26 protein-coding genes, 2 tRNA genes and 1 other RNA gene are annotated in these 24,185 nt (G+C 70.8%); 11 read left to right on the top strand and 18 right to left on the bottom strand.

What is annotated here, in order from left to right; all coding sequences use genetic code 11:
- Positions 1-55 precede the first annotated feature (55 nt).
- The 3 genes from KOD61_RS08920 to KOD61_RS08930 are packed head-to-tail and all read right to left on the bottom strand — an operon-like array spanning position 56 to position 6,037.
- Positions 56-3,955, bottom strand: coding sequence for a YhdP family protein (locus tag KOD61_RS08920; RefSeq protein ID WP_215218358.1), 3,900 nt, complete (start codon positions 3,953-3,955; stop codon positions 56-58).
- A gap of 13 nt (positions 3,956-3,968) precedes the next feature.
- A complete protein-coding gene (rng, locus tag KOD61_RS08925) occupies positions 3,969-5,456 on the bottom strand; it encodes a ribonuclease G (RefSeq protein ID WP_215218359.1) in 1,488 nt (495 codons plus the stop codon).
- A complete protein-coding gene (locus KOD61_RS08930) occupies positions 5,453-6,037 on the bottom strand; it encodes a Maf family protein (protein WP_311195415.1) in 585 nt (194 codons plus the stop codon). Before KOD61_RS08930 ends, rng begins: the two co-directional genes overlap by 4 nt.
- 248 nt (positions 6,038-6,285) lie before the next feature.
- Here KOD61_RS08930 and KOD61_RS08935 point away from each other — a divergent pair, with 248 nt between their 5' ends.
- The 3 genes from KOD61_RS08935 (at position 6,286) to KOD61_RS08945 (ending at position 8,190) form a co-directional block, all read left to right on the top strand.
- A complete protein-coding gene (locus tag KOD61_RS08935; protein ID WP_215218360.1) occupies positions 6,286-7,044 on the top strand; it encodes an SIMPL domain-containing protein in 759 nt (252 codons plus the stop codon).
- Between the two features lie 2 nt (positions 7,045-7,046).
- Positions 7,047-7,235: a hypothetical protein gene (locus tag KOD61_RS08940; RefSeq protein WP_215218361.1), complete on the top strand. Its 189-nt coding sequence runs from the start codon at positions 7,047-7,049 to the stop codon at positions 7,233-7,235.
- Positions 7,236-7,515: 280 nt separating this feature from the next.
- On the top strand, positions 7,516-8,190 hold the full coding sequence (locus KOD61_RS08945; protein WP_215218362.1) for an energy transducer TonB: 675 nt from the start codon (positions 7,516-7,518) through the stop codon (positions 8,188-8,190).
- 38 nt (positions 8,191-8,228) lie between these two features.
- On the opposite strand, the gene rlmH is transcribed toward KOD61_RS08945, so the two are convergent.
- The 9 genes from rlmH to dnaX all read right to left on the bottom strand — a co-directional run bounded on the left by rlmH (position 8,229) and on the right by dnaX (position 14,833).
- Complete coding sequence (gene rlmH, locus KOD61_RS08950; RefSeq protein WP_215218363.1) at positions 8,229-8,699, bottom strand: 23S rRNA (pseudouridine(1915)-N(3))-methyltransferase RlmH; 471 nt, start codon at positions 8,697-8,699, stop codon at positions 8,229-8,231.
- Positions 8,700-8,789: 90 nt separating this feature from the next.
- A complete protein-coding gene (gene rsfS, locus KOD61_RS08955) occupies positions 8,790-9,242 on the bottom strand; it encodes a ribosome silencing factor (RefSeq protein ID WP_215218364.1) in 453 nt (150 codons plus the stop codon).
- 30 nt (positions 9,243-9,272) lie between these two features.
- Positions 9,273-9,965, bottom strand: a complete 693-nt coding sequence (nadD, locus tag KOD61_RS08960; RefSeq protein WP_215218365.1) for a nicotinate-nucleotide adenylyltransferase — start codon at positions 9,963-9,965, stop codon at positions 9,273-9,275.
- Complete coding sequence (holA, locus tag KOD61_RS08965) at positions 9,958-11,013, bottom strand: DNA polymerase III subunit delta (protein WP_215218366.1); 1,056 nt, start codon at positions 11,011-11,013, stop codon at positions 9,958-9,960. The genes nadD and holA overlap by 8 nt, the downstream gene beginning before the upstream one ends.
- A 1-nt stretch (position 11,014) precedes the next feature.
- Positions 11,015-11,677: an LPS-assembly lipoprotein LptE gene (locus KOD61_RS08970; protein ID WP_215218367.1), complete on the bottom strand. Its 663-nt coding sequence runs from the start codon at positions 11,675-11,677 to the stop codon at positions 11,015-11,017.
- A gap of 75 nt (positions 11,678-11,752) precedes the next feature.
- Positions 11,753-12,124, bottom strand: a complete 372-nt coding sequence (locus tag KOD61_RS08975) for a histidine triad nucleotide-binding protein (RefSeq protein WP_215218368.1) — start codon at positions 12,122-12,124, stop codon at positions 11,753-11,755.
- A 20-nt stretch (positions 12,125-12,144) separates the two neighbouring features.
- A complete protein-coding gene (gene recR, locus KOD61_RS08980; RefSeq protein WP_215218369.1) occupies positions 12,145-12,741 on the bottom strand; it encodes a recombination mediator RecR in 597 nt (198 codons plus the stop codon).
- 19 nt (positions 12,742-12,760) lie between these two features.
- A complete protein-coding gene (locus tag KOD61_RS08985) occupies positions 12,761-13,081 on the bottom strand; it encodes a YbaB/EbfC family nucleoid-associated protein (protein WP_215218370.1) in 321 nt (106 codons plus the stop codon).
- Positions 13,082-13,117: 36 nt separating this feature from the next.
- Positions 13,118-14,833, bottom strand: a complete 1,716-nt coding sequence (dnaX, locus tag KOD61_RS08990) for a DNA polymerase III subunit gamma/tau (RefSeq protein ID WP_215218371.1) — start codon at positions 14,831-14,833, stop codon at positions 13,118-13,120.
- A gap of 198 nt (positions 14,834-15,031) precedes the next feature.
- Between dnaX and KOD61_RS08995 the strand changes: the two genes are divergently transcribed.
- Positions 15,032-15,124 (top strand) — tRNA-Ser (locus KOD61_RS08995).
- Positions 15,125-15,185: 61 nt separating this feature from the next.
- An RNA gene (ffs, locus tag KOD61_RS09000) (signal recognition particle sRNA small type) lies at positions 15,186-15,282 on the top strand.
- A 36-nt stretch (positions 15,283-15,318) separates the two neighbouring features.
- On the opposite strand, the gene KOD61_RS09005 is transcribed toward ffs, so the two are convergent.
- Both KOD61_RS09005 and KOD61_RS09010 read right to left on the bottom strand, forming a co-directional pair.
- Positions 15,319-16,071, bottom strand: a complete 753-nt coding sequence (locus KOD61_RS09005) for an MBL fold metallo-hydrolase (protein ID WP_215218372.1) — start codon at positions 16,069-16,071, stop codon at positions 15,319-15,321.
- Between the two features lies 1 nt (position 16,072).
- The gene (locus KOD61_RS09010; RefSeq protein WP_215218373.1) at positions 16,073-16,822 is read right to left on the bottom strand and encodes a 3-deoxy-D-manno-octulosonic acid kinase; all 750 of its coding nucleotides are present in this window, start codon (positions 16,820-16,822) and stop codon (positions 16,073-16,075) included.
- Between the two features lie 22 nt (positions 16,823-16,844).
- Here KOD61_RS09010 and KOD61_RS09015 point away from each other — a divergent pair, with 22 nt between their 5' ends.
- Entirely contained in the window at positions 16,845-17,897 is a 1,053-nt protein-coding gene (locus KOD61_RS09015) for a glycosyltransferase family 9 protein (RefSeq protein ID WP_215220353.1), read from the top strand.
- A 14-nt stretch (positions 17,898-17,911) separates the two neighbouring features.
- Here KOD61_RS09015 and KOD61_RS09020 read toward each other — a convergent pair whose 3' ends face one another.
- Positions 17,912-18,319 carry a DUF6165 family protein gene (locus KOD61_RS09020; RefSeq protein WP_215218374.1) on the bottom strand — a complete coding sequence of 136 codons (408 nt, stop codon included), beginning with the start codon at positions 18,317-18,319 and terminating at the stop codon, positions 17,912-17,914.
- A 114-nt stretch (positions 18,320-18,433) separates the two neighbouring features.
- Here KOD61_RS09020 and KOD61_RS09025 point away from each other — a divergent pair.
- Together KOD61_RS09025 and KOD61_RS09030 are read left to right on the top strand one after the other, a co-directional pair.
- Positions 18,434-18,524, top strand: a tRNA-Ser gene (locus KOD61_RS09025).
- A 115-nt stretch (positions 18,525-18,639) separates the two neighbouring features.
- On the top strand, positions 18,640-19,344 hold the full coding sequence (locus KOD61_RS09030) for a Stp1/IreP family PP2C-type Ser/Thr phosphatase (RefSeq protein ID WP_215218375.1): 705 nt from the start codon (positions 18,640-18,642) through the stop codon (positions 19,342-19,344).
- A 15-nt stretch (positions 19,345-19,359) separates the two neighbouring features.
- Here KOD61_RS09030 and dnaQ read toward each other — a convergent pair whose 3' ends face one another.
- Genes dnaQ through KOD61_RS09045 form a run of 3 tightly spaced genes read right to left on the bottom strand, consistent with a single transcriptional unit; the run spans position 19,360 to position 21,326 of the window.
- Positions 19,360-20,106 (bottom strand): DNA polymerase III subunit epsilon, encoded by a 747-nt coding sequence (gene dnaQ / locus KOD61_RS09035; protein ID WP_215218376.1) that lies wholly within the window; start codon positions 20,104-20,106, stop codon positions 19,360-19,362.
- 39 nt (positions 20,107-20,145) lie between these two features.
- Positions 20,146-20,616 carry a ribonuclease HI gene (gene rnhA, locus KOD61_RS09040; RefSeq protein ID WP_215218377.1) on the bottom strand — a complete coding sequence of 157 codons (471 nt, stop codon included), beginning with the start codon at positions 20,614-20,616 and terminating at the stop codon, positions 20,146-20,148.
- Complete coding sequence (locus tag KOD61_RS09045; protein ID WP_215218378.1) at positions 20,613-21,326, bottom strand: methyltransferase domain-containing protein; 714 nt, start codon at positions 21,324-21,326, stop codon at positions 20,613-20,615. The genes rnhA and KOD61_RS09045 overlap by 4 nt, the downstream gene beginning before the upstream one ends.
- Before the next feature lie 75 nt (positions 21,327-21,401).
- Between KOD61_RS09045 and gloB the strand changes: the two genes are divergently transcribed.
- The 3 genes from gloB (at position 21,402) to KOD61_RS09060 (ending at position 24,123) form a co-directional block, all read left to right on the top strand.
- Positions 21,402-22,178 carry a hydroxyacylglutathione hydrolase gene (gloB, locus tag KOD61_RS09050; protein ID WP_215218379.1) on the top strand — a complete coding sequence of 259 codons (777 nt, stop codon included), beginning with the start codon at positions 21,402-21,404 and terminating at the stop codon, positions 22,176-22,178.
- The gene (locus KOD61_RS09055) at positions 22,175-23,227 is read left to right on the top strand and encodes a lytic transglycosylase domain-containing protein (protein WP_215218380.1); all 1,053 of its coding nucleotides are present in this window, start codon (positions 22,175-22,177) and stop codon (positions 23,225-23,227) included. The genes gloB and KOD61_RS09055 overlap by 4 nt, the downstream gene beginning before the upstream one ends.
- Before the next feature lie 101 nt (positions 23,228-23,328).
- Positions 23,329-24,123, top strand: a complete 795-nt coding sequence (locus tag KOD61_RS09060; protein WP_215218381.1) for an enoyl-ACP reductase FabI — start codon at positions 23,329-23,331, stop codon at positions 24,121-24,123.
- Positions 24,124-24,185 lie beyond the last annotated feature (62 nt).

Below are 24,185 nucleotides of genomic sequence, written 5' to 3' on the forward strand. Positions count from 1 at the left end.
CGCGTGGCATCGCGTGGGTGCGTATCCCGACGATATGCGGGCGCGGCCCGGGGCTTCAACCGGCGGGAGCCGCCTTGGCGGCCGACAGGCGCCCCTGTTCGCGGCTGATCACCTCCACCTTGGGTTCCTCCCACGGGCCGGTGACCTTGTAGGTCTTGGCACCGATCTGCCCAAGCGGCTTCTGCAGCACCGCGTTGGCGGCCGCGCCGATCGCCGCGCCGACCGGACCGCCAGCGATCGCGCCCACCGCCGTCAGCAGGTTGCCGGTCTTGGGCAGCACCTCGATCGTCTGGTTGAAGGTCTCTTCCCGCAGGTTGGCCGCGCCACGGATGTTGATCTCCGCCGCCGGGCCGTCGATCTGCAGGTTGTCGCTGCTCGCGCGGCCCCGGTCGAAGCTGATGCGGCCCTCGACGTGGTTGAACGCGAACCCTTTCGAGAAGAAATCGCGGAAATCCAGCGACAGCCGACGCGGCAGCTCGGCGATGCTCAGCAGGCCGAGCACCCGGCCCGCGCCCGGCTCGACCTCGAGCAGCCGGCCATCGCGTGCGGCGAGGGTCAGGTCGCCGTCCAGCACGCCGACGTCGAACTCGGCCGGGCTGCCGGTCCAGCCCGCGTCGAGCCGTACCTGTCCGTGGCCACCGGCCAGCCGTCCGCCGTGGCCCAGGCCGGTCAGCAGGCGCCCGAAGTCCTCGCTGTCGACCTTCGCGGTGAGGTGGGTCCGCTCGCTGCCGCCGTGGCCCAGCCAGCTGCCGCTGAGTTCGATCAGCTGCTTGCCGTTGCGCGCCTGCAACTGGTCGACGCGCATGCCCGCACCGGTCGGCCGGGTCCGCAGGCTGGCCTTGCCGAGATGGGCATCGGCCAGGCGCAGGTCGTCGACCTCGATCAGCAACGGCGGGATGTCGGCCGGGTTGATGCCCGACGCGGCACTGCCGTTTTGCGCCGGCGAGGCGGTCGTGGCCACCGCGGCGCGCGCCGCAGGCCTGTCCGCACTGGCCCCGGTGCCGGTGGCAGCGCCCGTCCCCGCCCGCGCGCTGCGCCAGTGGACCCGGCTGAACTTTCCGGCGACGGCTTCGTCGCCCGCCGGCAGCAGCAACTCGCCCTGAAGCGACGCACCTTCCGCCCGCGCCGCGATCGCCCCGTCCGGGGCCGGTACCACCAGCAGGCGCGTGTCGGGAAACACCCCGCCGAGCAGTTGCAGGCGCGCGGCGGTGACGTCGATGCGTTGCAGCGGCAGGCTGCCATCGCCCGGCCGGCCCGACGAGGGGCCCGCACTGCCGCCCCGCACCAGTCCGAGCCATTCGATCGCATCCAGGGTATCGGCACGGCCGGTGGCCACCAGTCCCGACGCCGGCGGCGGCTGGTCCACGCGATTGCCGCCGAGGGCGATGCGGATGCCGGTGCGGTCGCCGACGGTGCGCGCGCGGACGCCCAACCGCTGCCCGAGGCTGACACGGACCTCACCCGCGTCCAGCGGCAGGGGGATCTCGACCGTCGTCGCCAGTGTCGCGGCGGACGGCTTGCTCAGGGGGGCGGGCAACGCGAGCGTGGTGCCGGCCAGGTCGGACCGCAGTTGCAGGCGCGCGGTGTCGCCCGTCGAGCCCTTGGGCACGGCGACTTCGAGGTTCCAGCGCGAGCGGCCATCGACGTGTGGCTCCAGCCAGGCCAGCGGCTCGGCACGGTCCAACAGCTCGTCGATGCCGAACTCCGCCTCGACCGCGGCCTCGAACAGGTTGCCACGCGCCTTTACGTGTCCGTCGCCGGCGCGTAGCCGCAGCACGCCCGGGCGCCCCGCATGACGCACCTGCAGGTTCTCGGCATGGAAACCGGCGCGGGTGAATTCGGCGCGGCCGTTGACCCGGTCAAACGACAGGTCCCAGCGCGGATCGGACAGGCGCGCGTTGGCGAGTTCGACGTCGCCGTTGATCGCCAGTGTCGCGTCGCGCTCCAGCGGCAACCGCAGGTGGAAGTCGACCGCCGCCGGGCCGCTGGCACGCACGCTGTCGAACGTCTCCGGGTGCAGCTCGCGCAACGGACTGGCCCGCAGCAGGCGGACCAGTTCGACCGCATCGGCCCGGCCCTGCGCGTCGACCGCCAGGCGCCCGCCGTCGTAGTGGTCGATGCCGGCGGCGAGCTCACCGATCGCAATGCCGCCCAGCGCGCCGTTGCCTTCGAGCGAGAAGCCGTCGGCGATGAACGCCGCGTCCAGGTCGACCTGCTCGGCGGCCGGCCAGTCCGGCTGGAAACGCACGGTCGCGTCGGCGATGTGCGCGGTGGCCTCGAAGCGGCCGTCGTTGTCCTCGAACGGCCAGTCGTCCAGGTCGCCGGCCACCAGCGCCTTGCCGTCCTGCACAGTGCCGGCCACCAGCGCGGTGTCGAGCCAGTCGACGAGGTTGGCCGACATCAGGTGGCGGATCCAGAAGCGCTTGGCCACCGGCAGTGCGGTCTCGTCGACGGTCGCGGCCAGGTCGAGCCACGGGCGGCTGCCATCACCCTGCCACCACAGGCTGCCGCGCGCGGTCGCGCCGAAGTCGTCGCCGGCGATGCGCAGCGCGTCGGTGCCGACCCGCCAGCCGTCGCCGTCGCGCCAGCCGGTGAGCGTGCCGTCCAGCGTTGCCGCATGGGCCCGGCCGAAGCCACTCGGCCAGTCGAACACCCAGGACGATGCCGGGTCGAGCACGAACCGGAACCCGTCGGCATCGCCCTCGAACCGCCCGGCGAGTCCCCGCATGCCGGGACGGTCGCCGACCGGCGCGAACCCGAATCCGTTGATCCGCGCGACCGCGTGCAATGGGCCGCCACGCTCGCCGGCAACCGCGACGTCGCGCAGCGACGCCTGCGGGCGCGCCTGCAGGATCCAGCGGCGCAGGCCGGCCGGTACGCGGTCGCTGAGCGAGGCAACCGCCGCCAACGGGGCGATGTCGAGCTGTTCCGCGCTCAGGCCGTACTGCGTGCCACCGGCCAGCCGCAGGCCGTCGAGCCGGCTGGCGCCGTCGTCGGTCGTGAGCTGCAGGCGGGGCGCGTCGACCCGCCAGCCGCCGTCGACCTGTTGCCACCGCGCCAACGCGTCCACCTTCTGCAGGCGCATGCGGGGCGCGGGTGCGCCGGGGCCGAGCGGCGTGCCGCGCAGCACAACCGCGGCGAGCTCCCCCTGGGCGGTCACCTCCGCCACGCGCAGGCCGTCCAGCCGCGCCCAGGCCTCGGCGCGGCCGTTGCCTGCCTCCGCCGCGACGCCCATCAGGTCCAGCAACGGCGCCCAGTGCGACAGGTCGACCCGTCGCGCACCCGCATAGACCCGGCCGTCGCCGCTGGAACGGTCGAGCTCCAGCACGCCTTCCACCGGCTGGCTGTCATAGCCGCCCCGGGCCGGCCACGCGCGTACGCCGGCGCGCAACCGCTGGCCGTCCACGCGCAGGCGCAGGTCGACCTGCGGCAGGTGCGTATCGATGCCCAGCGCCGGCGCAACCACCGCGAGGCGGGCGTCGATCACCTGCAACTCGCCAAGCCGCTCCAGCGCGTCGAACGGGTCGGCCCCCGACTGCTGCTGGCCGGGAAGGCCACGCGCGTGCCATCGACCGTCCGGGGTGCGCTCAAGGGTGAGGTCGAGGCCGCGGACCCGCAGCTCGGACAGCGGTGTGCCCGGCAGCAGACCGGCGTAGATCGACACCAGCATCTCGGCGTCGCCGACGGTGAACGCCTGCCCGCCCTCGCCAACCCGCAGGTTGTCCAGGCGCAGCAGCGGGCCGCGGCGGGTCCACTCGGTCTCGACCCGGTCGAACGCCAGGGGCCGCCCGGCACGCTGGCTCAGCCACTGCGCGATGCGGTCGGGGTTGCGCTCGGCCAGCGGCAGCACCTGGCTGGCCACGCCGAGCACCAGCGCCACCAGCACCAGCGCGATCGCGACGGTGTAGCCCAGGCCACGGCGGGCCATGCGCAGGTGGCGGCGCAACGAGGTCATCGGTCAGTCCAGCTCAGAGCAGTACGACATCGAACTGCTCCTGCGCGTACTGGTCGTCGGCCTGGAACCGGATCGACTTGCCGAGGAACTCCTCCAGCTCGGCCACGGCCGCGGACTCCTCCTCGGTGATCCGCGCGACGACTTTCGGCGAGGCCATCACCAGCAGGCGGGCGGCGTCGAACTGGCGCACCTGCCGGACGATCTCCCGGAAGATCTCGTAGGTCACGGTCTCGGGGGTCTTGAGCATCCCGCGCCCGCCGCACTCGTGGCACGGCTCACTGAGCTGGTGCTCCAGGCTCTCGGTGGTGCGCTTGCGGGTCATCTCGACCAGGCCCAGCGGCGAGAAGTCGTAGACCGTAGTCTTGGCGTGGTCGCGGGCGAGTGATTTCTCCAGCTGCCGCAGTACCTGCCGCTTGTGCTCGGCATCGGTCATGTCGATGAAGTCGATGATGATGATGCCGCCCAGGTTGCGCAGCCGCAGCTGGCGCGCGACCGACTGCGCGGCCTCCAGGTTGGTCCGGTAGACGGTTTCCTCGAGGTTGCGCTGGCCCAGGAAGGAGCCGGTGTTGATATCGATCGTGGTCATCGCCTCGGTCTGGTCGATCACCAGGTAACCGCCGGACTTCAGCGGCACCTGCTTCTCCAGCGCGCGGCCGATCTCGTCCTCGACGCCGTACAGGTCGAAGATCGGGCGCGCGCCGGCGTAATGCTCGATCTTCTCGGCAAGTCCCGGCATGAACTGCGCGGCGAACACCCGCAGCCGGTCGCAGGTCTCGCGCGAGTCGACCCGCACCTTCTCGACGTCGCGCCGCATCAGGTCGCGCACCGCGCGCAGCGGCAGGGTCAGGTCCTCGTACACGCACTGGCCGACATGTGCGCTGCCGGAGCGCTCGGAGATGAGCTTCCACGCACGGCTCAGGTAGGCGATGTCCTCGGCCAGCGCTTCCTCGGGCTGGGACTCGGCGTTGGTGCGGACGATGTAGCCGTGCGGCTCGTCCGCCGCGGCGAGGCCGGCGACGAAGGTCTTCAGCCGAGCGCGCTCGACCTCGTCCTCGATCCGTGCCGAGACGCCCACCACCCGCGTCCGCGGCAGCAGCACGAGGTAACGCGAAGGGATGCTGATCTGGGTGGTCAGGCGGGCGCCCTTGCTGCCGATCGGGTCCTTGACCACCTGGACGATGATCTCCTGCCCGTCCCGCAGCAGCTCGGCGATCGGCGGCGTCGGCGTGGGTGGCAGCGGCGCCTCCTCGCCCTCGGCGTTGCCCACCGGCGGCGGGCGCGCGATGTCGGCCGCATGCAGGAATGCCGCGCGGTCCAGGCCGACGTCGACGAACGCCGCCTGCATCCCGGGCATGACCCGCTGCACCCGGCCCTTGTAGATGTTGCCGACCACGCCGCGGCGCCAGCCACGCTCGATGTGTAGCTCCTGCAGCATGCCGTTCTCGACCACCGCGACGCGGGTTTCGCGCGGGGTGACGTTGACCAGGATCTCCTCGGTCATGCCGGCACCGCCAGCGGTCCGAGGCCGGCTTCGGCCAGCAGGACGGCGGTCTCGCGCATCGGCAGGCCCATGACGGCCGAATGGCTGCCGTCCAGCCGGGTGACGAAGGTTTCGGCCACGCCCTGGATGGCGTAGGCCCCGGCCTTGCCGAACGCGTCGCCAGCGGCGACGTAGGCATCGATCACCGCATCGTCGAGTTCGGCAAAGGTCACGTGCGAGACCGCGAGGGCATGGGACCCGCCCGAATGCGACAGCAGCGATACCGCCGAGACCACCTGGTGGGTCCGGCCAGCGAGCCGGCGCAGCATCGCGCGCGCATCGTCGGCATCGGCCGGCTTGCCGAAGACCTCGTCGTCGAGGATCACTTCGGTGTCGGAACCGAGCACCAGCGCATCGGGGTCGGCGACCACCTCGGCCAGCCCCGCCCGGGCCTTCTCGCCCGCGACGCGCACGACGTAATCGACGGCGGGTTCGCCGGCCCGGCGCTGCTCGGGAATGTCCAGGTCGATCAGCCCGAACGCCACGCCGAGTCGGCCCAGCAGTTCGCGGCGTCGCGGCGATTTGGAAGCGAGGTAGAGCATCGGGATGGGCGAGGTCCGGTAGGCGTAGCCGGCAAACCAGTTGCTGGACGCGCAGGGAAGGAGGGGAACAGCGCAGGCGAAGCGGCGACAACCCCCCATGTATCGCCGGGTGCACGTGTTCAGGCGGTCGAAAGCATAACCCGCACTGACTGAGCGCCAGCCGAAACCGGGCCGCTCGACCCCGTCCGGACTCACGGTTCGTTCACCCCCCTCGCCAGACCCTCACGGCGATCACAAAGGAAGCTTCCATGCGTCAAACGACGACCCGCTCCATCCCTTCGCTCGGCCTGCGCGCGCTGGCCCTGGCCACCGCCCTCGCACTCGGAGCCGCCGCCATGCCGACCCATGCCCAGACCCTGCCTGCCGCCGTCAGCACCGACGGGACCCTGCTGTCGGTATCGGCCCAGGCCGAGACCACCCGCGTGCCCGACATCGCCCACCTGTCGACCGGCGTGGTCACCCAGGCTGCCGACGCCAACGCGGCGATGCGCGCCAACGCCGCACAGATGACCCGCGTGGTCGACGCGATCCGCAAGGCCGGCATCGCCGAGCGCGACATCCGCACCAGCGGGGTCAACCTGCACCCGCAGTACCGCTATGCCGACAACCAGCCGCCGACCATCACCGGTTACGAGGCACGCAACACCGTCGACATCACGGTCCGCAAGATCGGTGAGCTGGGCGGGATCATGGATGCGCTGGTCGCGGTGGGCGCCAACCAGATCAACGGCCCCAGCTTCGAGGTCGACGACAAGGAAGGCGCCTACGACGAGGCCCGCCGCGCCGCGATCGAGAAGGCACGTGCCCGCGCGCAGATGTATGCGCAGACGCTGGGCATGGAGGTCCGTCGCATCGTCAGCATCAGCGAAGGCAACGGCGGCTTTGGACCGCCCGTCCCGATGATGGCGATGGCGCGCATGGACAAGGCCGAGGCCGGGACACCGATCGCACCGGGTGAAAGCACCCTGTCGGTCAACCTGGACGTCGTGTTCGAGCTGGGGCGTTGATCATGGCCGGCCCCGACAAGACCACCCCGCCCGCCGCGTCGCCCGAGCCGGAAGGCAATGCGGGTTACGCCGACCCCAACCCGCGTGACCGGGAGGATGCCCGCCAGCCACACCCGCGGAAACGGGAGAATCCCGACCGCGGCGGACTCGACCGCGAACCGGAGACCCACCCCGGCGCCGCCGACGACTGACCGTCCGGCAGACAGCGCCTCATCCATGCAGGCCCGCGGGAAACCGCGGGCTTTTACTTGATCCTGCTCACGGGGCGCTTGCACAACGCGCGCTGCCGTCCGTCGCCGGGGCCGGGCCGTTCCTCGGCAGTCTCTTGCTGTACGCAAGCGTACGGAGGAGGTTCAAGACGTGGGCGCGGCGTGCATGAAGCTGTAACCCCGGGTCGTCCCGACGATCCGTAACCCCGCCCGCCGCGCCCGCACGTTTGCAACCTACAACGGCAGACAGAGGAGGTGGACCATGGTGCATGCAGGCCTTTCGCGTGGACACGGCGGCCATTTGTCGGGGCTGGACGGGAACCGGATCGCGGCCGGTGCGGGCGCGATCTCGATCAATGTCGTACTGCTGATGCTGTTGATGGTGCCGCTGCGTATCGTCGCCCCGGGGCCGGACGTGACCCGCACCGAGGTCGACTGGTTGCCGGCCGTGCCCGAGCCGCGGATCGAACCGATCCTGGTACCGGTCGAACAGCCGCGGGTCACGCCGCAGCCCGCGGCGACGCCGACTCCGCGGCACGTCACCCAGGTTCCGTCCCCGCAGCCGGTGGTGGACGCGGTGACGGGCGATCTGCCGGCCCTCCCCGCGACGCCCGATGCAACGCCGGCCGTCCCGGCCAGTGCAACCTCTGTCGCGGTGATGTCCGGTGCAGCACTTCGCTACGCCGCCGCGCCGCCGCCGCCCTACCCGCGCCGTGCATTGCGTGCGGGTATCGAGGGCACCGTGCTGCTTGAGGTCCTCGTCGACGTCGACGGCACGCCGCTGGAGGTGAGCATCGTCGGCAGCAGTGGCGAACGGGAGTTGGATCGCGCGGCGCTGCGGCACGTGCTCGCCCACTGGCGGTTCCAGCCGGCGGTGCGCGACGGCCGCCCGGTGCAGGCGATCGGGCGCGTGCCAATCACGTTCTCGCTGCGGTGAGGGCCCGGGCGCCGCGAATTCGCGGCGCCCTTCCCAGGTCAGGCGCGGTGGTACGGATGGTTGGCGAGCATGGCTGCCGCCCGGTACAGCTGCTCGGCGGCGACCAGCCTGACCAGCATGTGCGGCAGCGTCAGCGGGCCCAGCGACCAGGATTCGTCCGCCCGCGCCAGCACGTCGTCGGCGTGGCCTTCCGGCCCGCCGATCAGCAACGCCAGGTCCCGGCCCTGCCCGCGCCAGTGCTCGAGCCGCTGCGCCAGTTGCTCGGAGCTCCACGGCCGTCCTCGACCATCGAGCGTGACCACCAGCGGCGACTTCGGCAACGCGGCGAGCACCCGCGCGCCCTCGTCCGCGGTCGCCCGGGCGACGTCGCGGTTCTTGCCACGGATGCCGGGTTCGACTTCGACGAGCTCCAGCGGCAACCAGTGCGACAACCGCTTGCGGTACTCCTCGAAACCCTCGGCCACCCAGCGTGGCGCGCGCTCGCCCACCGCAATCAGTTTCGCTTTCATCCGGGCATCCTACGGTGCGACCGGTGCACGCCCAAACGCAGGACGGCGCCCGAAGGCGCCGTCAATGCAGGCGATGACGCTCCGCGCGAATCAGTTGTCGCGCAGGTAGCCGTCGTCAGCCTGCTCGTCGCTGTGGTCGTCGCCGTACTCGTCGATGCCTTCCGGCGGCTCGTCGCCGACCGTCCACAGGCGCTCGAGCGCATAGAACTCGCGCACCCGCGGCAACATCACGTGGACGACGACGTCGCCCAGGTCCACCAGCACCCACTCGGCCTCGCGCTCGCCTTCCACGCCCAGCGGCATCACGTCCAGGCGCTTGGCGAACTTGACCACCTCGTCGGCGATCGACTTGACGTGGCGCGACGACGTGCCGGAGGCGACCACCATGAAGTCGGTGACGCTGCTCTTGCCTCGCACGTCGATCTCGACCGTGTCCTTGGCCTTCAGCTCCGCCACCGCTTCGCGTACGGCCTGCAGCAGGTCCTCGACGGCGGGTGGGGGGCTCGGCAGGCGGGTCTTGATGACTTGGGCGGGTGTGGTCAAGTGCGGACTCTGGGAACGGGTGGAGGCGGATTATAACCGTGCCGAGGATGCGTTCCCGGCTGCATACAGGTGGTGACGGGCGATGTAGGCGGCCACCGCCGGGGGCACCAGCCCGTCCAGCGATTGCCCGGCGGCGACCCGCGCCCGGATCTCGGTGGCCGAGCCGTCCTGGAGCGGCTGGCGCAGTCGCAGCACCCGACCCGCCGGCACCTGGTGCAAGGCTGCGACGGCGTCCGTCCAGCGATCGGCGAGGAATTCCGCAAGCGGTCCGGGCAGCACCGAACGGCCGATATCGACGCCACGACGCTCGGCGACGATGAAATGGGCGAGGCCGAACAGGGCCTGCCAGTCTTTCCAGCCCGACAGGCCCAGCAGGCTGTCGGCGCCGACCAGTAGCGCGACCGGGGCTTTGGGTCCCAGTTCGCGGCGGACCTCGTGCAGCGTGTCGATGCTGTACGAGGGCGTCGCCCGCTGCAGCTCGCGCCGGTCCACCGTGAGCCGCGGCTCACCCGCAACCGCGAGGTCGAGCATCCGCGCCCGGTGGACCGCATCGGCGCCCGGAGGCGCCCGGTGCGGCGGGTCGGCGGCGGGCATCAGCCGGATCGTCGCGTCCAGCCGGTCGCGCGCATGCCGGGCCACGCCGAGATGGCCGCAATGGACCGGGTCGAAGGTGCCGCCGTAGAACACGGTCAACGCAGGCGCCGGGACGGCGACCTCAGGCACGCGCGAGCATCCGGGTCGCACGGGGTTCGGCCACGGCCAGCAGCAGCCGCTCCAGCGCCAGCCATGCGTCGGCCGGGTCCTCGCCCCGGACACCACGTCCCTTGGCGATGCGGTCGACCCGCCCCGCCTGCGACACGAACGCATCCCAGCGCGGCGCAGGGTGGCGCTGCAGCGCGCGCTGGTACATCGGCTGCTTGGAGTCCCAGATGCGCTGCGCCTTGAACTCGGTCGACAGGTTGCCGCCGGCCGCCTTGATCCGCGCCAGCGCCGCGGTGCGTTGCAGTTCCATCACCACCATGCCGAGCAGTGCCGGCACGGCTTCGCCTTCGGACCGCAGGCGCGCCAGCATGCGCGCCACCTGTGCGGCCTGGCCGTTCATGGCCGCGTCGAGCACGCGGAACACGTCGAAGCGCGCCGCATCAGCCACCAGGGCGTCCATCCGGGCCACGTCCAGGCGCCCGCCGTCGGCCAGCAGGGCCAATTTGTCGACTTCCTGTGCGGCAGCCAGCAGGTTGCCGTCCACCCGCTCGGCCAGCCGCTGGATCGCGTCGCGGTCGGCCTGCAGGCCACGCGAACGCAGGCGCTGACCGATCCAGTCGGGCAGCTCGTGCGGCTTGACGGGCCAGCCCACCGCGACCTTGCCGATGCGGCCGATGGCGTCGCTCCACTTGCCGGAATGCTTCCTCGACCAGTCGCCCGTCGTGACCAGCAGCACCACGTCCGGCGGCGGCGCCTGGCAATAGTCGACGATCATCTGCGCGCCCGGCTTGGCCGGCTTGCCGGAGGGGATGCGCACCTCGATCAGGCGGCGGCTCGCAAACAGGCTCGGCGCGGCCAGGCTCGCGTGCAGGGCGTTCCAGTCGTCCTCGCTCTGCCGGCCATCGAACTCGAGCACTTCGCGCTCGTCGATGCCCTGGGCGCGGGCGGCCGCACGCACCGCATCGGCGCCTTCCAGCACGCGGAGGACCTCGGTGCCGGCGATCAGGTACGCCGGCAACAGCGGGCCGGCTTCGAGCTGGGCGGCCAGCTGTTCCGGCTTCAGCTCCATCTCAGTTCGCGGGGTCGGGCTCGGGCGCCGGCTGGGCGGGCGCCTTGTCGTCGGCGGCGTCGGCCGCCGGCTCCGTTTCCACGTCGGGCAACGGCATCGCGTTGGCGGCTTCCATCGCGGCCTCGGCCGCTTCGGTCAACTCGATGAACACCTTGTCGGCGCCGACCACACCGCCCTCGGAGGCGGCCGCGTCGATACGACGCAACACCGAGGCGGCCATCTCCCGGCGCATTTCGCGCACGAGGATGTCGCGCTCGCCCTCGGTGCCGATGGAGGCCTCCGGCACCGAAATGTAGTCGCGCGAGAGTTCGATGTTCTGCCGCGGCACCAGCAGCGTGCCGTCACCATTGCGCAGCTCGAACACTACTGCGTAGCGCAGGCTGAACTCCTGCGCGCGACCGCGCTCGTCGACGCTGACCGGGGTATCGCCCCAGCGCTCGGCCAGCAGTTCCAGGACCGCCGGGTTTTCCGTGTCGGCGGTTGCCGGCGTGGCACCGGCACGCGTCAGCGCCTCGGCCAGGGTCAGGGCGAGCGGGCTGTAGCGGTCGGTCGAGACCACCTTCACCGGATCGAGGTTGTACGGCAGCGCCATTGCGCCACGCAGGTGGAAGCCGCAGGCCGACAGGGCCAGCACGAGGATGAGTGTCGCGAAGCGGAAGGTCATGCCGGCAGTCTGTATGAGGGGAATGGGGGCGGCAAGCAGGAGAACCCGGCGAGGCTTAACCGGGCGCGAAAGCGGTCAGCCGGCGTCGGCGACGCGCTGCGGCGTGCCGAACCTGCCCAGCGGGGCACCGGCGAGCAGGTGCATGTGGATCTGGAACACGGTCTGGCCGCCGTGCTCGTTGCAGTTCATCACGATCCGGTAGCCATCCTCGGCGAAGCCCTGCTGCCTGGCGTACTTGGCAGCCGCCAGCGCGAGCCGCCCGATGATGTCCGCCTGGGACGATTGCAGGTCGTTGAGCGTGGCGACCGGCGTCTTGGGCACGAACAGCACGTGCACCGGTGCCTGCGGCGCGATGTCGCGAAAGGCGATCAGGTGCTCGTCCTCATGGACGATGTCGGCCGGGATCTCGCGCCGGATGATCTTGCCGAAGATGGTGTCGTCGGTCATGGGTGTGCTCCGGGGTCGTTTCAGGTCATCTCGCTGCGGGTGCCGAACGCGTGCGACAGCGTCCCGCGGTCGACGTACTCCAGCTCGCCGCCCAGCGGGACGCCATGGGCCAGGCGGCTGGGGCGGACGCCGTGCTGGCGCGCCAGCTGGCCAAGGTAGTGGGCGGTGGCCTCGCCTTCGACCGTGGGGTTGGTCGCGATGATCATCTCCGATACCTCGCCCTCGGCCAGGCGCGCGCCGAGCCGGTCCAGCCCAAGCTCACCGGGGCCGATGCCGTCCAGCGGGCTCAGCCGCCCCTGCAGCACGTAGTACAGGCCGCGATAGCCGGTTGCCTGCTCGATCGCGAGCCGGTCGGCCGGCGTCTCGACCACGCACAGCTGGTGCACGTCGCGCGAAGCGCTGGCGCAGGTGGCGCAGACCTCCTCCTCGCTGAAGTCGCGGCAGCGCACGCAGTGGCCGATCTTCTCGACCGCCGCGGCGAGCGCATCGGCAAGCCGCCGACCCCCGGCGCGCTCGCGTTCGAGCACGTGGTAGGCCATGCGCTGGGCCGACTTCTGGCCAACCCCGGGCAGGACCCGGAAGGCCTCGACCAGCTGTTCGAGCAAGGGGGACGTCATCGATGCGGAGGCGGCAGGATCAGAACGGCATCTTCATGCCGGGCGGCAGCTGCATGCCCGCGGTGGCCGCGCCCATCTTTTCCTGGGAGGCCGCGTTGACCTTGTTGACGGCGTCGTTGATGGCGGCGGCAACCAGGTCCTCGGTCATTTCCGCATCGGTGATGACGCTGGGGTCGATGCGCACCTTGCGGCACTCCATGCGGCCGGTCAGGGTGACGCTGACCATGCCGCCGCCGGCGTTGCCGGTCACCTCGATGCTGGCCAGTTCTTCCTGCGCGCGCTGCATGTTTTCCTGCATCTTCTGCGCTTGCTGCATGAGTTGGGCGATGTTTCCGCGCATGTTCGTGTACTCGTCTTGTTGAAGGATGGGGCGGTGTCAGGCGGCGTCGTAGGGGCGGATGGAATCCGGCACCAGGCGCGCGCCGTGCTCGTTGATCAGGCGCTGGACCTCGGGGTCGCCCATGAACGCTTCCTCGGCGGCTGCCTGGCGTTCATCGCGCGCGCGCTCGGTACGCTGGCGGAGGGATTGGGCCGGGCTGTCGGCGGTTTCGAAGCGCAATTGCGGGCGGCTGCCGAACACCGGCGCGAGTGCGTCGGCGATCTCGTCCACCAGCACCGGCAGCTTGAGCATCTCGTCGTCGGCGGACAGGCTAAGGCGCAGCACGCCGGCCTCGCTGCCGATAAACCCCGCGTGTTCGGCCAGCACCCGGGCCGGCCCGCGCAGCGTGCTGCCGCCGACCCAGTCGATCCAGCCGTCCTCGTCGACGATGCCGTCGGCGGCGCGGTCCTCGTCGACGGCACGTGCGGCGACGGGCGGCGGTTCGTCGGAAGCTTCGGCAACCGGCGCCGCTTCCCGCTCGTGGATGACCTCGGGGGCAGGCGGTTCGTTGCGCGGTGCAGGCATTTCGACCGCTGCACGCGTCGTGGCGACCGTCGGCGATGCAGCGTCTGGCGTAGTGGCCGCGGATGACGGCACCCGGGCAGACGGGATACCGGCGCGGACGCCCTCCCCGCCCGATGGCCGGAAGGCCAGCATGCGCAGCACGGTCATCTCGAATCCGGCGCGCGGGCTCGGTGCCAGCGGCAGGTCGCGGCGGCCATGCAGCGCCATCTGGTACCAGAGCTGGACCAGTTCGGGCCGGACCGCATCGGCCAGCGCATCCAATGCGACGCCGTCGGCCTCCATCGCCGCCGCCGGCACCAGCTGGCGCACCTGCAGCCGGTGCAGCGTCTCGGTCAATGCCTCCAGCACGCCGGACCAGTCGGGCGAGAACTCGGCGAGCGCGGCCACCTCGGCCATCAGGGCCTCGCCGTCGCCGCCGGCGAGTGCATTGAGAAGCGCGCCCACGCGGGTACGGTCCACCGTTCCGAGCATGGTGGCCACCGCCGCGTCGGTCAGCTGGCCGCCGGTGTAGGCAATGGCCTGGTCGAGCAGCGACAGGCCGTCGCGCAGGCTCCCGTCGGCGGCGCGGCTGAGCTGGCGCACCGCCCCGGGCTCAACCGCGATGCCTTCGGCCTCGAGGATGCGGGTGATCTGGCCACCGATCTGGTCCTCGTCGAGCCGCTTGAGGTTGAACTGCAGGCAACGCGACAGCACGGTCACCGGCAGCTTCTGCGGATCGGTGGTGGCGAGCAGGAACTTGACGTGCCCCGGCGGCTCCTCGAGCGTCTTAAGCAGCGCGTTGAACGCCGGCTTGGACAGCATGTGGACCTCGTCGATGAGGTAGACCTTCATTCGCCCGCGCGACGGCATGTACTGGGCGTTGTCGATCACCTCGCGGACGTCGTCGACACCGGTGTTGGAGGCCGCGTCGATCTCGAGCAGGTCGAGGAAGCGGCCGGCGTCGATGTCCTTGCAGGAATTGCACTCGCCGCAGGGTTCGGCCGAGGTGCCACGCTCGCAGTTGAGCGACTTGGCGAAGATGCGCGCGATGGTGGTCTTGCCGACGCCGCGGGTGCCGGTGAACAGGAACGCATGGTGGACGCGGCCGGTATCGAGCGCGTTGCTCAGCGCGCGCACCACGTGCTCCTGCCCGACCAGTTCGGAGAAGCGCCGGGGGCGCCACTTGCGGGCGAGGACGAGATAGGACATCGGGATCCCTGGTTGAGCGGCGGGGGGCGGGATTGCGGGCGCGGACGCGCCGCGCAGCCGGTCCCGGCATTGTGCCACGGCCATCGCGCGGCACCTGCGGCCTGGCACGTCGCCCTTGTCCACAGCCCCCGCGACAGCTAGAATTTGCGGCCCTGTTGGCGGCCGGATGCCGCATTCGGGGCTGCGTGGCCCAGGTGCGGAGAGGTGTCCGAGTGGTTGAAGGAGCACGCCTGGAAAGTGTGTAAGCGTCTAAACCGCGCTTCGGGGGTTCGAATCCCCCTCTCTCCGCCAGTTCACGCAGTTTCAGGTTTGCACGGACGCAGCAGCTTCACCGCAACCATCCATGGTGGCCCCGTCGGCCCCTCGCGACGCTAGGTCGAAAACTCCGCCAGGGCCGGAAGGCAGCAACGGTATCGACTGACGCGGGTGCCGAGGTCAGCCGGCGGGGCCATCGCCATTCGCGACGCCGGACGTGCCGAGAGCGCCTACCCCGCCCGCATCGCCGTCGTGTCGCGCAGCGCGACCCGCTCCCCCGGCCGGCCGACCCGGTAGCCGCGCGCCGCCAGTACCTCGCCCTCCGCCGCGCTGGCGTAGTGGTACAGCAGGCAGCGCTCGAGCAGCGCGCGCGGGTACTCGCGTTCCAGATCCTCGATCCCGCTGTGCGACGGGTTCCCGTGCAGCGCACAGTCGTGGGCAACCAGTTCACCGGCGTCGGCGAACCGCGCCAGTACCTCGGGGATCGGGCGGGTGTCGCCGGTCCAGACCAGGCTGCCGTGCAGGCGCAGGCCGAAGGCGGTGTCGGGCCAGTGGTGCCTCGTCGGGAACACCTCCAGCCGCACGCCGTCGTGCCAGAACGCATCGCCCACCGGGATCACCTGGAACGCATCCCAGAAGTTCGCGCCGCCCTCGGCCAGCGGGTTGGGGTAGTCGCCCACGCGCTGGTGCAGCAGGTGTACCAGCCGCGCCGGCACGTACACGCGCACCCGGCCGCGCCGCGCCTCGTTGAAATAGCTCTCGACGAACAGCCGCTCGAACCCGGCGACGTGGTCGAGGTGGGTGTGGGTGATGAACAGCGCCCGCGGAGCCTCGCCGTACTCGTCCATGCAGGCGGTCAGGCCCTCGCCGCCGCAATCGATGGTCAACCATGGGCGACCATCGCGTTCGATCGTGGCCATCGCCGAGCCCAGTTCGACCGCCGATGCGTTGCCGACCCCGTGCAGGCGCAGCGACCAGGCCATCTCAGTACCCCTTTGCCCAGGTGCTGTCGTAGGCGCCGCGCAGGCGCGCGAAGTCGCGCTCCACGGCATCGGCCGGACGCTCGCCGCGCACCTTCAGCAACGAGCGCTTCAGCCGGGCGAGGTTGCGCTCGCGCCAGCCGGTGGCCGGGATGTGCAGCCGGCTCCGGTCCAGATCGATCACCCAGCCCTTGCCGGTCGGATCGAACATCAGGTTATGCGCGTTGAGGTCGGCGTGGTCGAGCCCGGCCCGGTGCGCACGCGCCACCAGCCGGCCCGCCTCTTCCCACGGCGCCCCGTCTCCGGCCACCGCGGAGCGGTCGGCCAGCGTGCGCACGTTGGGCAGCCGCTCGATCAGGATCGCGGCCCGGTAGTGCGCACCTTCGCGACGGTAATAGGCGGCGATCGGCCGCGGCACCGGCACGCCCTTCTCGGCCGCCGCCCGGGTCAGGCGGAACTCGGCAAAACTGCGGGTCCGCGCCGCGCCGCGCCACAGGTAGCGGTCGCGGCTGATATGGGCGACCAGGCCGCCGCGCAGGTAGCGCCGCAGTACCGCAGGCCCGAAGTCGGCGTCGATGAACCACGCACCGCCGCGCCCGCCGCTCTCGACCGGACGCGCCCGGTCTTCCCACCAGGCCGGCGTGAACCACTCCGGCTCGACTTGCCGCACCCTTGTGAGGTCGAACAGAATCGCGCCGAACCCGCTGTCGTCCCGGAACGGCGTCAGTCCTTCAGCGGCGTCATACCCCGTCATCTCCCGGAGCATACCAATTCACATCCCGCCCGCACCTGCTTCCATCTGCCTGCTGCGGCTTTCGGCGCTGGGCGACGTGACCCACGTGGTGCCCCTGGTGCGGACGCTTCGAGCGGCGTGGCCAGAGGTCGCGCTGACATGGGTGATTGGCAAGGGCGAGCACCGCCTGCTGGAAGGACTCGAAGGCGTGGCGTTCGTCGAGTACGACAAGAAGTCGGGGCTGGCTGGCATGCGCGCGCTGCGCCGGCAGTTGCGCGCGCGCGGCGGCCGCGCGGATGTGCTGCTGCAGATGCAGGTCGCCGCGCGGGCCAACCTGTTGTCGGCTTTCATCCCGGCACGTGTGCGGGTCGGCTACGACCGCGCGCGCGCGAAGGATGGCCACGGGCTGTTCGTGAACCGCCGGATCCCGGACCGGCCGGGCATCCACGTGCTGGACGCGATCGGCAGCTTCTGTGAGCCGCTGGGACTTCGCCAGCAGCAGGTGCGCTGGGACCTGCCGGTGCCGGTGGAGGCGCGTGAGTGGGCCGCCGCCCAGTGGCCTGCCGACGGCGTTCCGGTGCTCATGATTTCCCCCTGCTCCAGCCACGTGCGTCGCAACTGGCTGGCCGACCGCTACGCCGCCGTGGCCGACCACGCCGCCTCACGCGGGTGGCGGGTGGTGCTGTGTGGCGGCCGCAGCCAGCTGGAACGCGATACCGCCGACGCGATCATCGCGGCGATGGCCGCACCGGTACTGGACCTGGTCGGCAAGGACACGCTCAAGCAACTGCCGGCGCTGCTGGAACGCGCCGACCTGGTGATGACCCCGGATTCCGGCCCGATGCACATCGCCAATGCGATGGGCAGCAAAGTGCTGGGGTTGCATGCGGCCAGCAACCCCGCGCGGAGCGGCCCGTACTCGGACCGTCGCTACTGCGTCGACCGCTACGACGCAGCGGCACGGCGCTACCTGGGCAAGCCGGCGGCGGAGCTCAAATGGGGCACCAAGATCGAGCACGACGGCGTTATGGAGCTGGTGACCGTGGACGATGCGATCGCGGCGTTCGAGCGCTATCGCGCCGACCACCCCGCCTGAACCGCCAACGGAACTCAGGAGGCGCTGCCGCCCTTGTAGTCCTCGTAGGACTTCTCTTCGACATAGGCCGAACCCAGCGCGGTGTTGATCTCGCGCTTGATGCGCGCGCGTTCGTCGTTCTCGAAGTAGACGCTGCGGGCGAGCTTGACGAAGCCCTCGTCGAAGGCCTGCGCCTTTTCCTTGAGGCGGATGTCGTCCTCGATCTCCCACAGCCGCTCGTTGACCGTCTTCAGTTCCGCACGCAGGCGGACGATGTCGGTGCCGGCGGCCGGATGCGCCATCCAGGTCTTCTCGAGCGCGGAGAGCTCGTTGCGGACGTTGGCCAGCTTGGCGGGATCGTTCATGCGCTCGGACTTGATCTGCAGGATCGCGATCTTGTCGAGCAGTTCACCAAAGGACACCGGGACCAGGATTTCGGACATGACGCCGCCGTTCTGCCAAAGGGAGCGCCCAGTCTATCGCGCGCCGGGGCCGCGCCACCGGGGACCTTGCCGAGTTGCGCGGTCGCCCGTATCATTTCCGGCTCGACTGCAACCGGAGAGGTGGCAGAGTGGTTGAATGTACCTGATTCGAAATCAGGCGTACGTTTATAGCGTACCGGGGGTTCGAATCCCCCCCTCTCCGCCAGATCGCAAGGGCTGCCTCGGCAGCCCTTTTTTTGTGCGCCTTGCCTCAAGGCCGGACCGCCCCGATGATTCCGTTAACCATCTGAAGAGCCGACCGCGACAGGCATGACCGACACATGATCGAATTCGGACACCTGACGCACGTCGGCCTGCGCCGCCAGCTCAACGAGGACAGTTACTACGGCGACAGCGAGCTGGGCCTGTGGCTGGTGGCCGACGGCATGGGGGGCCACGAGTACGGCGAGGTGGCCAGTGCGATCGCCCGCGAATCCATCGTCCGCGAGGTGCGCGACGGCACCCCGCTGGCGCAGGCGATCCGGATCGCCGATGAAGAGATCATGCGCACCTCGCGCCGTCGCCACGACGCGCTGCCGATGGGCACCACCGTGGTCGCCGCACGCATCAGCGGCAACCGGTTCGAGGTCGCCTGGGTCGGCGACAGCCGCATCTACCTCTGGCGCGACGGCCAGCTGGCGCAACTGTCGCAGGACCACAGCTACGTGCAGGAGCTGATCGCCAATGGTGCGATCACCCACGAGCAGGCCCGCAGCCACCCGCACCGCAACGTCGTCACCCAGGCGCTCGGGGTCACCGACCCGCGCAACCTCAATGTCGAAACCATGACCGGCGAGCTTCGCCCCGGCATGCAGTTGCTGCTGTGCAGCGACGGCCTGACGGAGGAAGTCGACGACCGCAGCATCGCGCAGGTACTGGAGCAGGACGACTGCAGCGCGCAGGAATGCGTGGACCGGCTGGTCGCAGCCGCGCTCGATGGCGGGGGTTCGGACAACGTGACCGTCGTGCTGGTGCGTCGGCACTGACCGGCGCCAAACCGGTCAGCCGGCCAGTGCGGGTTCCTGCGGCTCGGCCGCCACCGGTTCGGAGAACCGGTCCCACAGTGCCTGCCCGGCCTTCTTGCGCAGCGTCGCCAGGCGGGCCTCATGCGCGGCCAGCTCGCCCGCCGCCACCGCAATGCGCGGCCGCGGCCGGGACGTATCGGCGGTGAAGCGCGGTACAGCAACCGCCTCGACCGCTGGCGCCGCCGCATCGAAGCCGATCTCTTCCTGGCCCGAGGTCAGGCCGATGTACACCTCGGCCAGCAGTTGGGCATCGAGCAGCGCGCCATGCAACTGGCGATGCGCGTTGTCGACACCGAGCCGTCGGCACAGCGCGTCGAGCGAGTTGCGCTGCCCGGGGAACCGCTGGCGCGCGAGCAGCAGCGAGTCCTCGACCCGGCAACGGTCGCCCAGGCAGCCGTAGGAGGCGCCGGCCATCCGCAACTCGTTGTCGAGGAAGCCGACGTCGAATGCCGCGTTGTGGATCACCAGTTCGGCGCCATCGATGAACTCGAGGAACTCGTCGACGATCTCGGCAAAGCGCGGCTTGTCGGCGAGGAACTCCAGCGTCAACCCGGTGACTTCCTGCGCGCCCTGCTCGAACTCGCGATCCGGATTGAGGTAGCGGTGGAAGGTCCGCCCGGTCGGCCGGCGTTCGATGAACTCCACGCAACCGATCTCGACGACGCGGTTGCCGCGCTCCCAGCTCAGTCCGGTGGTTTCGGTATCGAGGATGACCTGGCGCATGGGCGTCAGTGTAAGCGAGCCGGCCGGGGTCGCCGACCCTCAGCGGGCATGCACGGCCGCCGCGGTGCGCAGCTTGATGGCCTCGTCGCGGGCCAGCACGTCGACGCGCTCGTTGTCGGGGTTGCCCGAGTGGCCCTTGACCCAGCGCCAGTCGACCACGTGGGGCTGCGCGGCGGCATGCAGCCGCTCCCACAGGTCCCGGTTCTTCACCGCGTCGCCGCCGGAGGTCTTCCACCCGCGCCGCAGCCAGTTGGCCATCCACAGGGTGATGCCCTGCCGCACGTACTGGGAATCGGTGTGCAGCACGACCTCGCACGGCGCGGTCAACGCCTCGAGTGCGGCAATGGCCGCCATCAGCTCCATCCGGTTGTTGGTGGTGTCGACCTCGCCGCCGACCAGCTCGCGCTCGCGCCCCGCACATCGCAGCAGCGCGGCCCATCCGCCGGGACCCGGGTTGCCCAGGCACGCGCCATCGGTGTGGATCTCAACCTGCTTCTTCGCATTCGTCATGCGCGCATTATCGGTGCAGCCGCCTCGCAGTGCGCGTCCGCCGCGGCGGCAATGCGACCGGCCTGCCAACGCAAATGCTGCAGGCGCGCCGGCGGGATGACGGCACGCTCGCGCTTGTTGACCGTGAGCGCGAAGCTCGCCCGCAGCCGATCGGTGGCGCCGACGCCGGCGCCGCCGGAACCCTCGCGCCAGTGCGACCCGATCCATTGCAGGCTCACCGCGCCGCCGGGGAATCCGCAGCGCCGCAACGCCGACTGCCAGTAACCCGGGTCGCGCGCACGCAGGCCACTGCGCGCCCAGCGCAGGCGATACGGGGTCCACGGGTTGAGCGCGGCAAGCCATAGCGTTCCGCCGGGGGCGAGGATGCGTGCGCACTCACCCAGCAGCACATCGGGCGCGCCGGCATCGTCGAGCACGTGCTGCAACAACACCGCACCAAACGCCTCGCTGGCCAGCGGCAACGGCAGGCCGCAGCGGATCGATCCATCCCACTGCGCGCCACGGCGCAACGCCAGTCCGCGGTTGCCGACCTGGGGGGTCGACGCGGCCCCCACCCCCAGCCAAAGCCGCGGAAGCGCCGGGCAGGCGGCAATCACGCGCTGCACCGCACGCGCTTCGTCGTCGAGCAGGCGCAGGCCCGCGACCCCGCCGAACCAGTCGAGCGGCTCGGCGTGGATCCCGGTTTGACGATCGGGCACGGTCAGGGGCATGGTCGCGAAGCCTCGCCACCGGATGGCGACGGGTCATTCTGCGCCAGACCGGGCGCATCCCCCAAGGAGCCGCCGATGCAGCTGCACGCACTCCCCGCGCTGTCCGACAACTACATCTGGCTGGTAAGAAGCGCCACGGGCGTACTGGTGGTCGACCCCGGCGATGCCGCACCGGTGTTGCACGCCGCTGACGCGGGCGGCTTTGCCGTCGACGCCGTCCTGCTCACCCACCACCACCACGATCACATCGGCGGCGCCGCGCGCCTCCGGGCGCGCTGGCCGTCGATCGCCGTGCTCGCCCCGGATGACGAGCGGATCGAAGTGGCGACACAACGCGTCGCTGATGGCGACTCGGTACGCGCCGCAGGCCTCCATTTCGACGTGATCGCCGTCCCGGGTCACACCACCAGCCATGTCGCGTTCTTCCACGACGGCCCGGCGGAGCGCTTGCTGTTCTGCGGGGACACCCTGTTCAGCCTTGGTTGCGGGCGGCTTTTCGAGGGTAGCGCGGCGCAGATGCACGATTCACTATCGCGCCTGGCCGCCCTGCCCGCTTCCACGCGGGTGTGTTGCGGCCACGAGTACACGTTGTCCAACGCCGCCTTCGCGCGCGTGGTCGACCCCGACAACCAGGCGCTCCGACGCCGAACCGAAAAGGCCCAGGCCATGCGCGACCAGGCACGCCCGACCCTGCCCAGCACGATCGCCGATGAGCGCGCGTGCAATCCGTTCCTGCGTTGCGGCGAGCCGGCCGTAGTGGCTGCAGTAGAGCGCCACGTTGGCCAGCCGCTGGCCGATGCGACCGCGGTGTTCGCCGGCCTGCGGCGCTGGAAGGACGGATTCGCCGCATGAGGGGCCGGACGCGGAGGTTCGCGTTGGCGGTGGTGTGCAGCGCGTCGATGGGGATGCTGGCAACGCCAGCGGCCAGCGCGGCCGCAGGCCCCGGCGCGATCGCCGGACCGGTGGCGGCAGCCGAGGCACGCACCGGCCATGACATCTACCGGCAGTTCCGCGACGGCCTGTCGGCACCGGCCTGCCCGGCTGGCGTGAGCGAGCGCTGGCGCACCCACTTCGCCGCCGCACCCGGCCGCCTCGCCCAGCCGGACGAGGGCACGCTGGCGCTGTTCGGCTATGTCCTGGACGCGCTGGAGAAGGCCAGCCTGCCAAGCGAGTACGCGCTCATTCCGTTCGTTGAAAGCGGCTACAAGCCCGACGCCCGCAGCCCCCTCGGGCCGGCCGGCATGTGGCAGATGATCAAGCTCACCGCACGCAACCACAAAGTACCGATCCGCGGTGGCTACGACGGCCGGCTGTCCCCGGTGGACTCGACCCGCGCGGCGGTCCGCTACCTCAAGACCCTGCACGGCATGTTCGCCGGTGACTGGCGCCTGGCAGCCATGGCATACAACGCCGGCGAGTACCGCATCCTCGGCGCGCTGCGGAAGTCGGGCCAGGTCGCGCGCGATGCCAAGCCCGAAGCGCTGCCCGGCGTGGCGGGCATCACCCACGCCTACGTGCGGAAGCTGCAGGCGCTGGCCTGCCTGCTCGAAGAGGCCGAGGACCAGGAGCAGTGGATGCAGGCGCTGGATCGTCCGGTGCCACGGCTGGAGGCCGTCCCGGTGGCCGCCGACGTGACCCGCGTCGACGTCTGGGCGGACGCCAACGGTCGTGACCCGCGGCGACTGCGCCGGCTCAACCCGGCGTTCGTTGCCGGGCGGATCCGTCACGACGGGGGCGCGGTGCACCTGCTCGTTCCGACCCCGGCCTACGCCGCGCTCGTGGTCGACGAAGCGCCGGACGCGGAAACGCAGCCGGCGATCGCCCGGGCGGAGGGGGCCGAATCCACGGTCAATGGATCCCCAACCCAGGTCCAGGCGGGCCGCGCCGCCGGCGACGACTGAACGCCGCCGCGCGTGCCACCGGGCACATCGTGCCCGCAGCGGGTGGTTAAACTAGCGGATTGCCGGCCCTGCCCGGCCGCCACGAGCATCGAGGAGCAATCATGGGTTTCCTGCAAGGCAAGCGCGCACTCATCACCGGCATCGCCAGCGACCGCTCGATCGCCAGCGGCATCGCCGAGGCCATGCACCGCCAGGGTGCCGAGCTGGCATTCACCTACCTCAATGACAAGCTGCGCCCGCGTGTCGAGAAGGCCGCCACCGCGCTTGGCAGCGATATCGTGCTGCCCCTCGACGTGTCCAGCGACGACCAGATCACCGCCTGCTTCGAGCAGCTCGGCCAACGCTGGGACGGGTTCGACATCCTGGTCCACGCGATCGCCTACGCGCCGCGCGAGGCGATCGAGGGCGAGTTTCTCGACGGCCTTACCCGGGAGAACTGGAACACCGCCCACGAGATCTCGGCGTTCTCGCTCGCCGCGATGGCGAAGGCCGCACGCCCGCTGATGGCCCACCGCAACGGCGCGATCCTGACCCTGAGCTACCTGGGCGCCGAGCGCGCGCTGCAGAACTACAACGTGATGGGCGTGGCCAAGGCCAGCCTCGAGGCGACGGTGCGCTACCTCGCGCTGAACCTCGGCCCGGAGGGCACCCGCGTCAACGCGATTTCCGCCGGCCCAATCAAGACCCTGTCGGCCGCCGGTATCGCGAACTTCCGCAAGATGCTCGGCCATTTCGAACAGTACGCGCCGCTGCGCCGCAGCGTCACCATCGAGGACGTCGGCAACACCGCCGCGTTCCTGTGTTCGGACCTGGCCGCGGGCATCACCGGCGAAGTCACCTACGTCGATTCGGGGTACAACATCCTCGGCATGACCGGCATCGGCGACGAGGACTGAGCGGCCCGCTGCTCCACGAAAAAGCCCGGCGCGAAGCCGGGCTTTTTTTGTTCTGAGTCGCG

Source organism: Lysobacter luteus (genome assembly GCF_907164845.1).
Taxonomy (GTDB): Bacteria; Pseudomonadota; Gammaproteobacteria; order Xanthomonadales; family Xanthomonadaceae; genus Novilysobacter; species Novilysobacter luteus.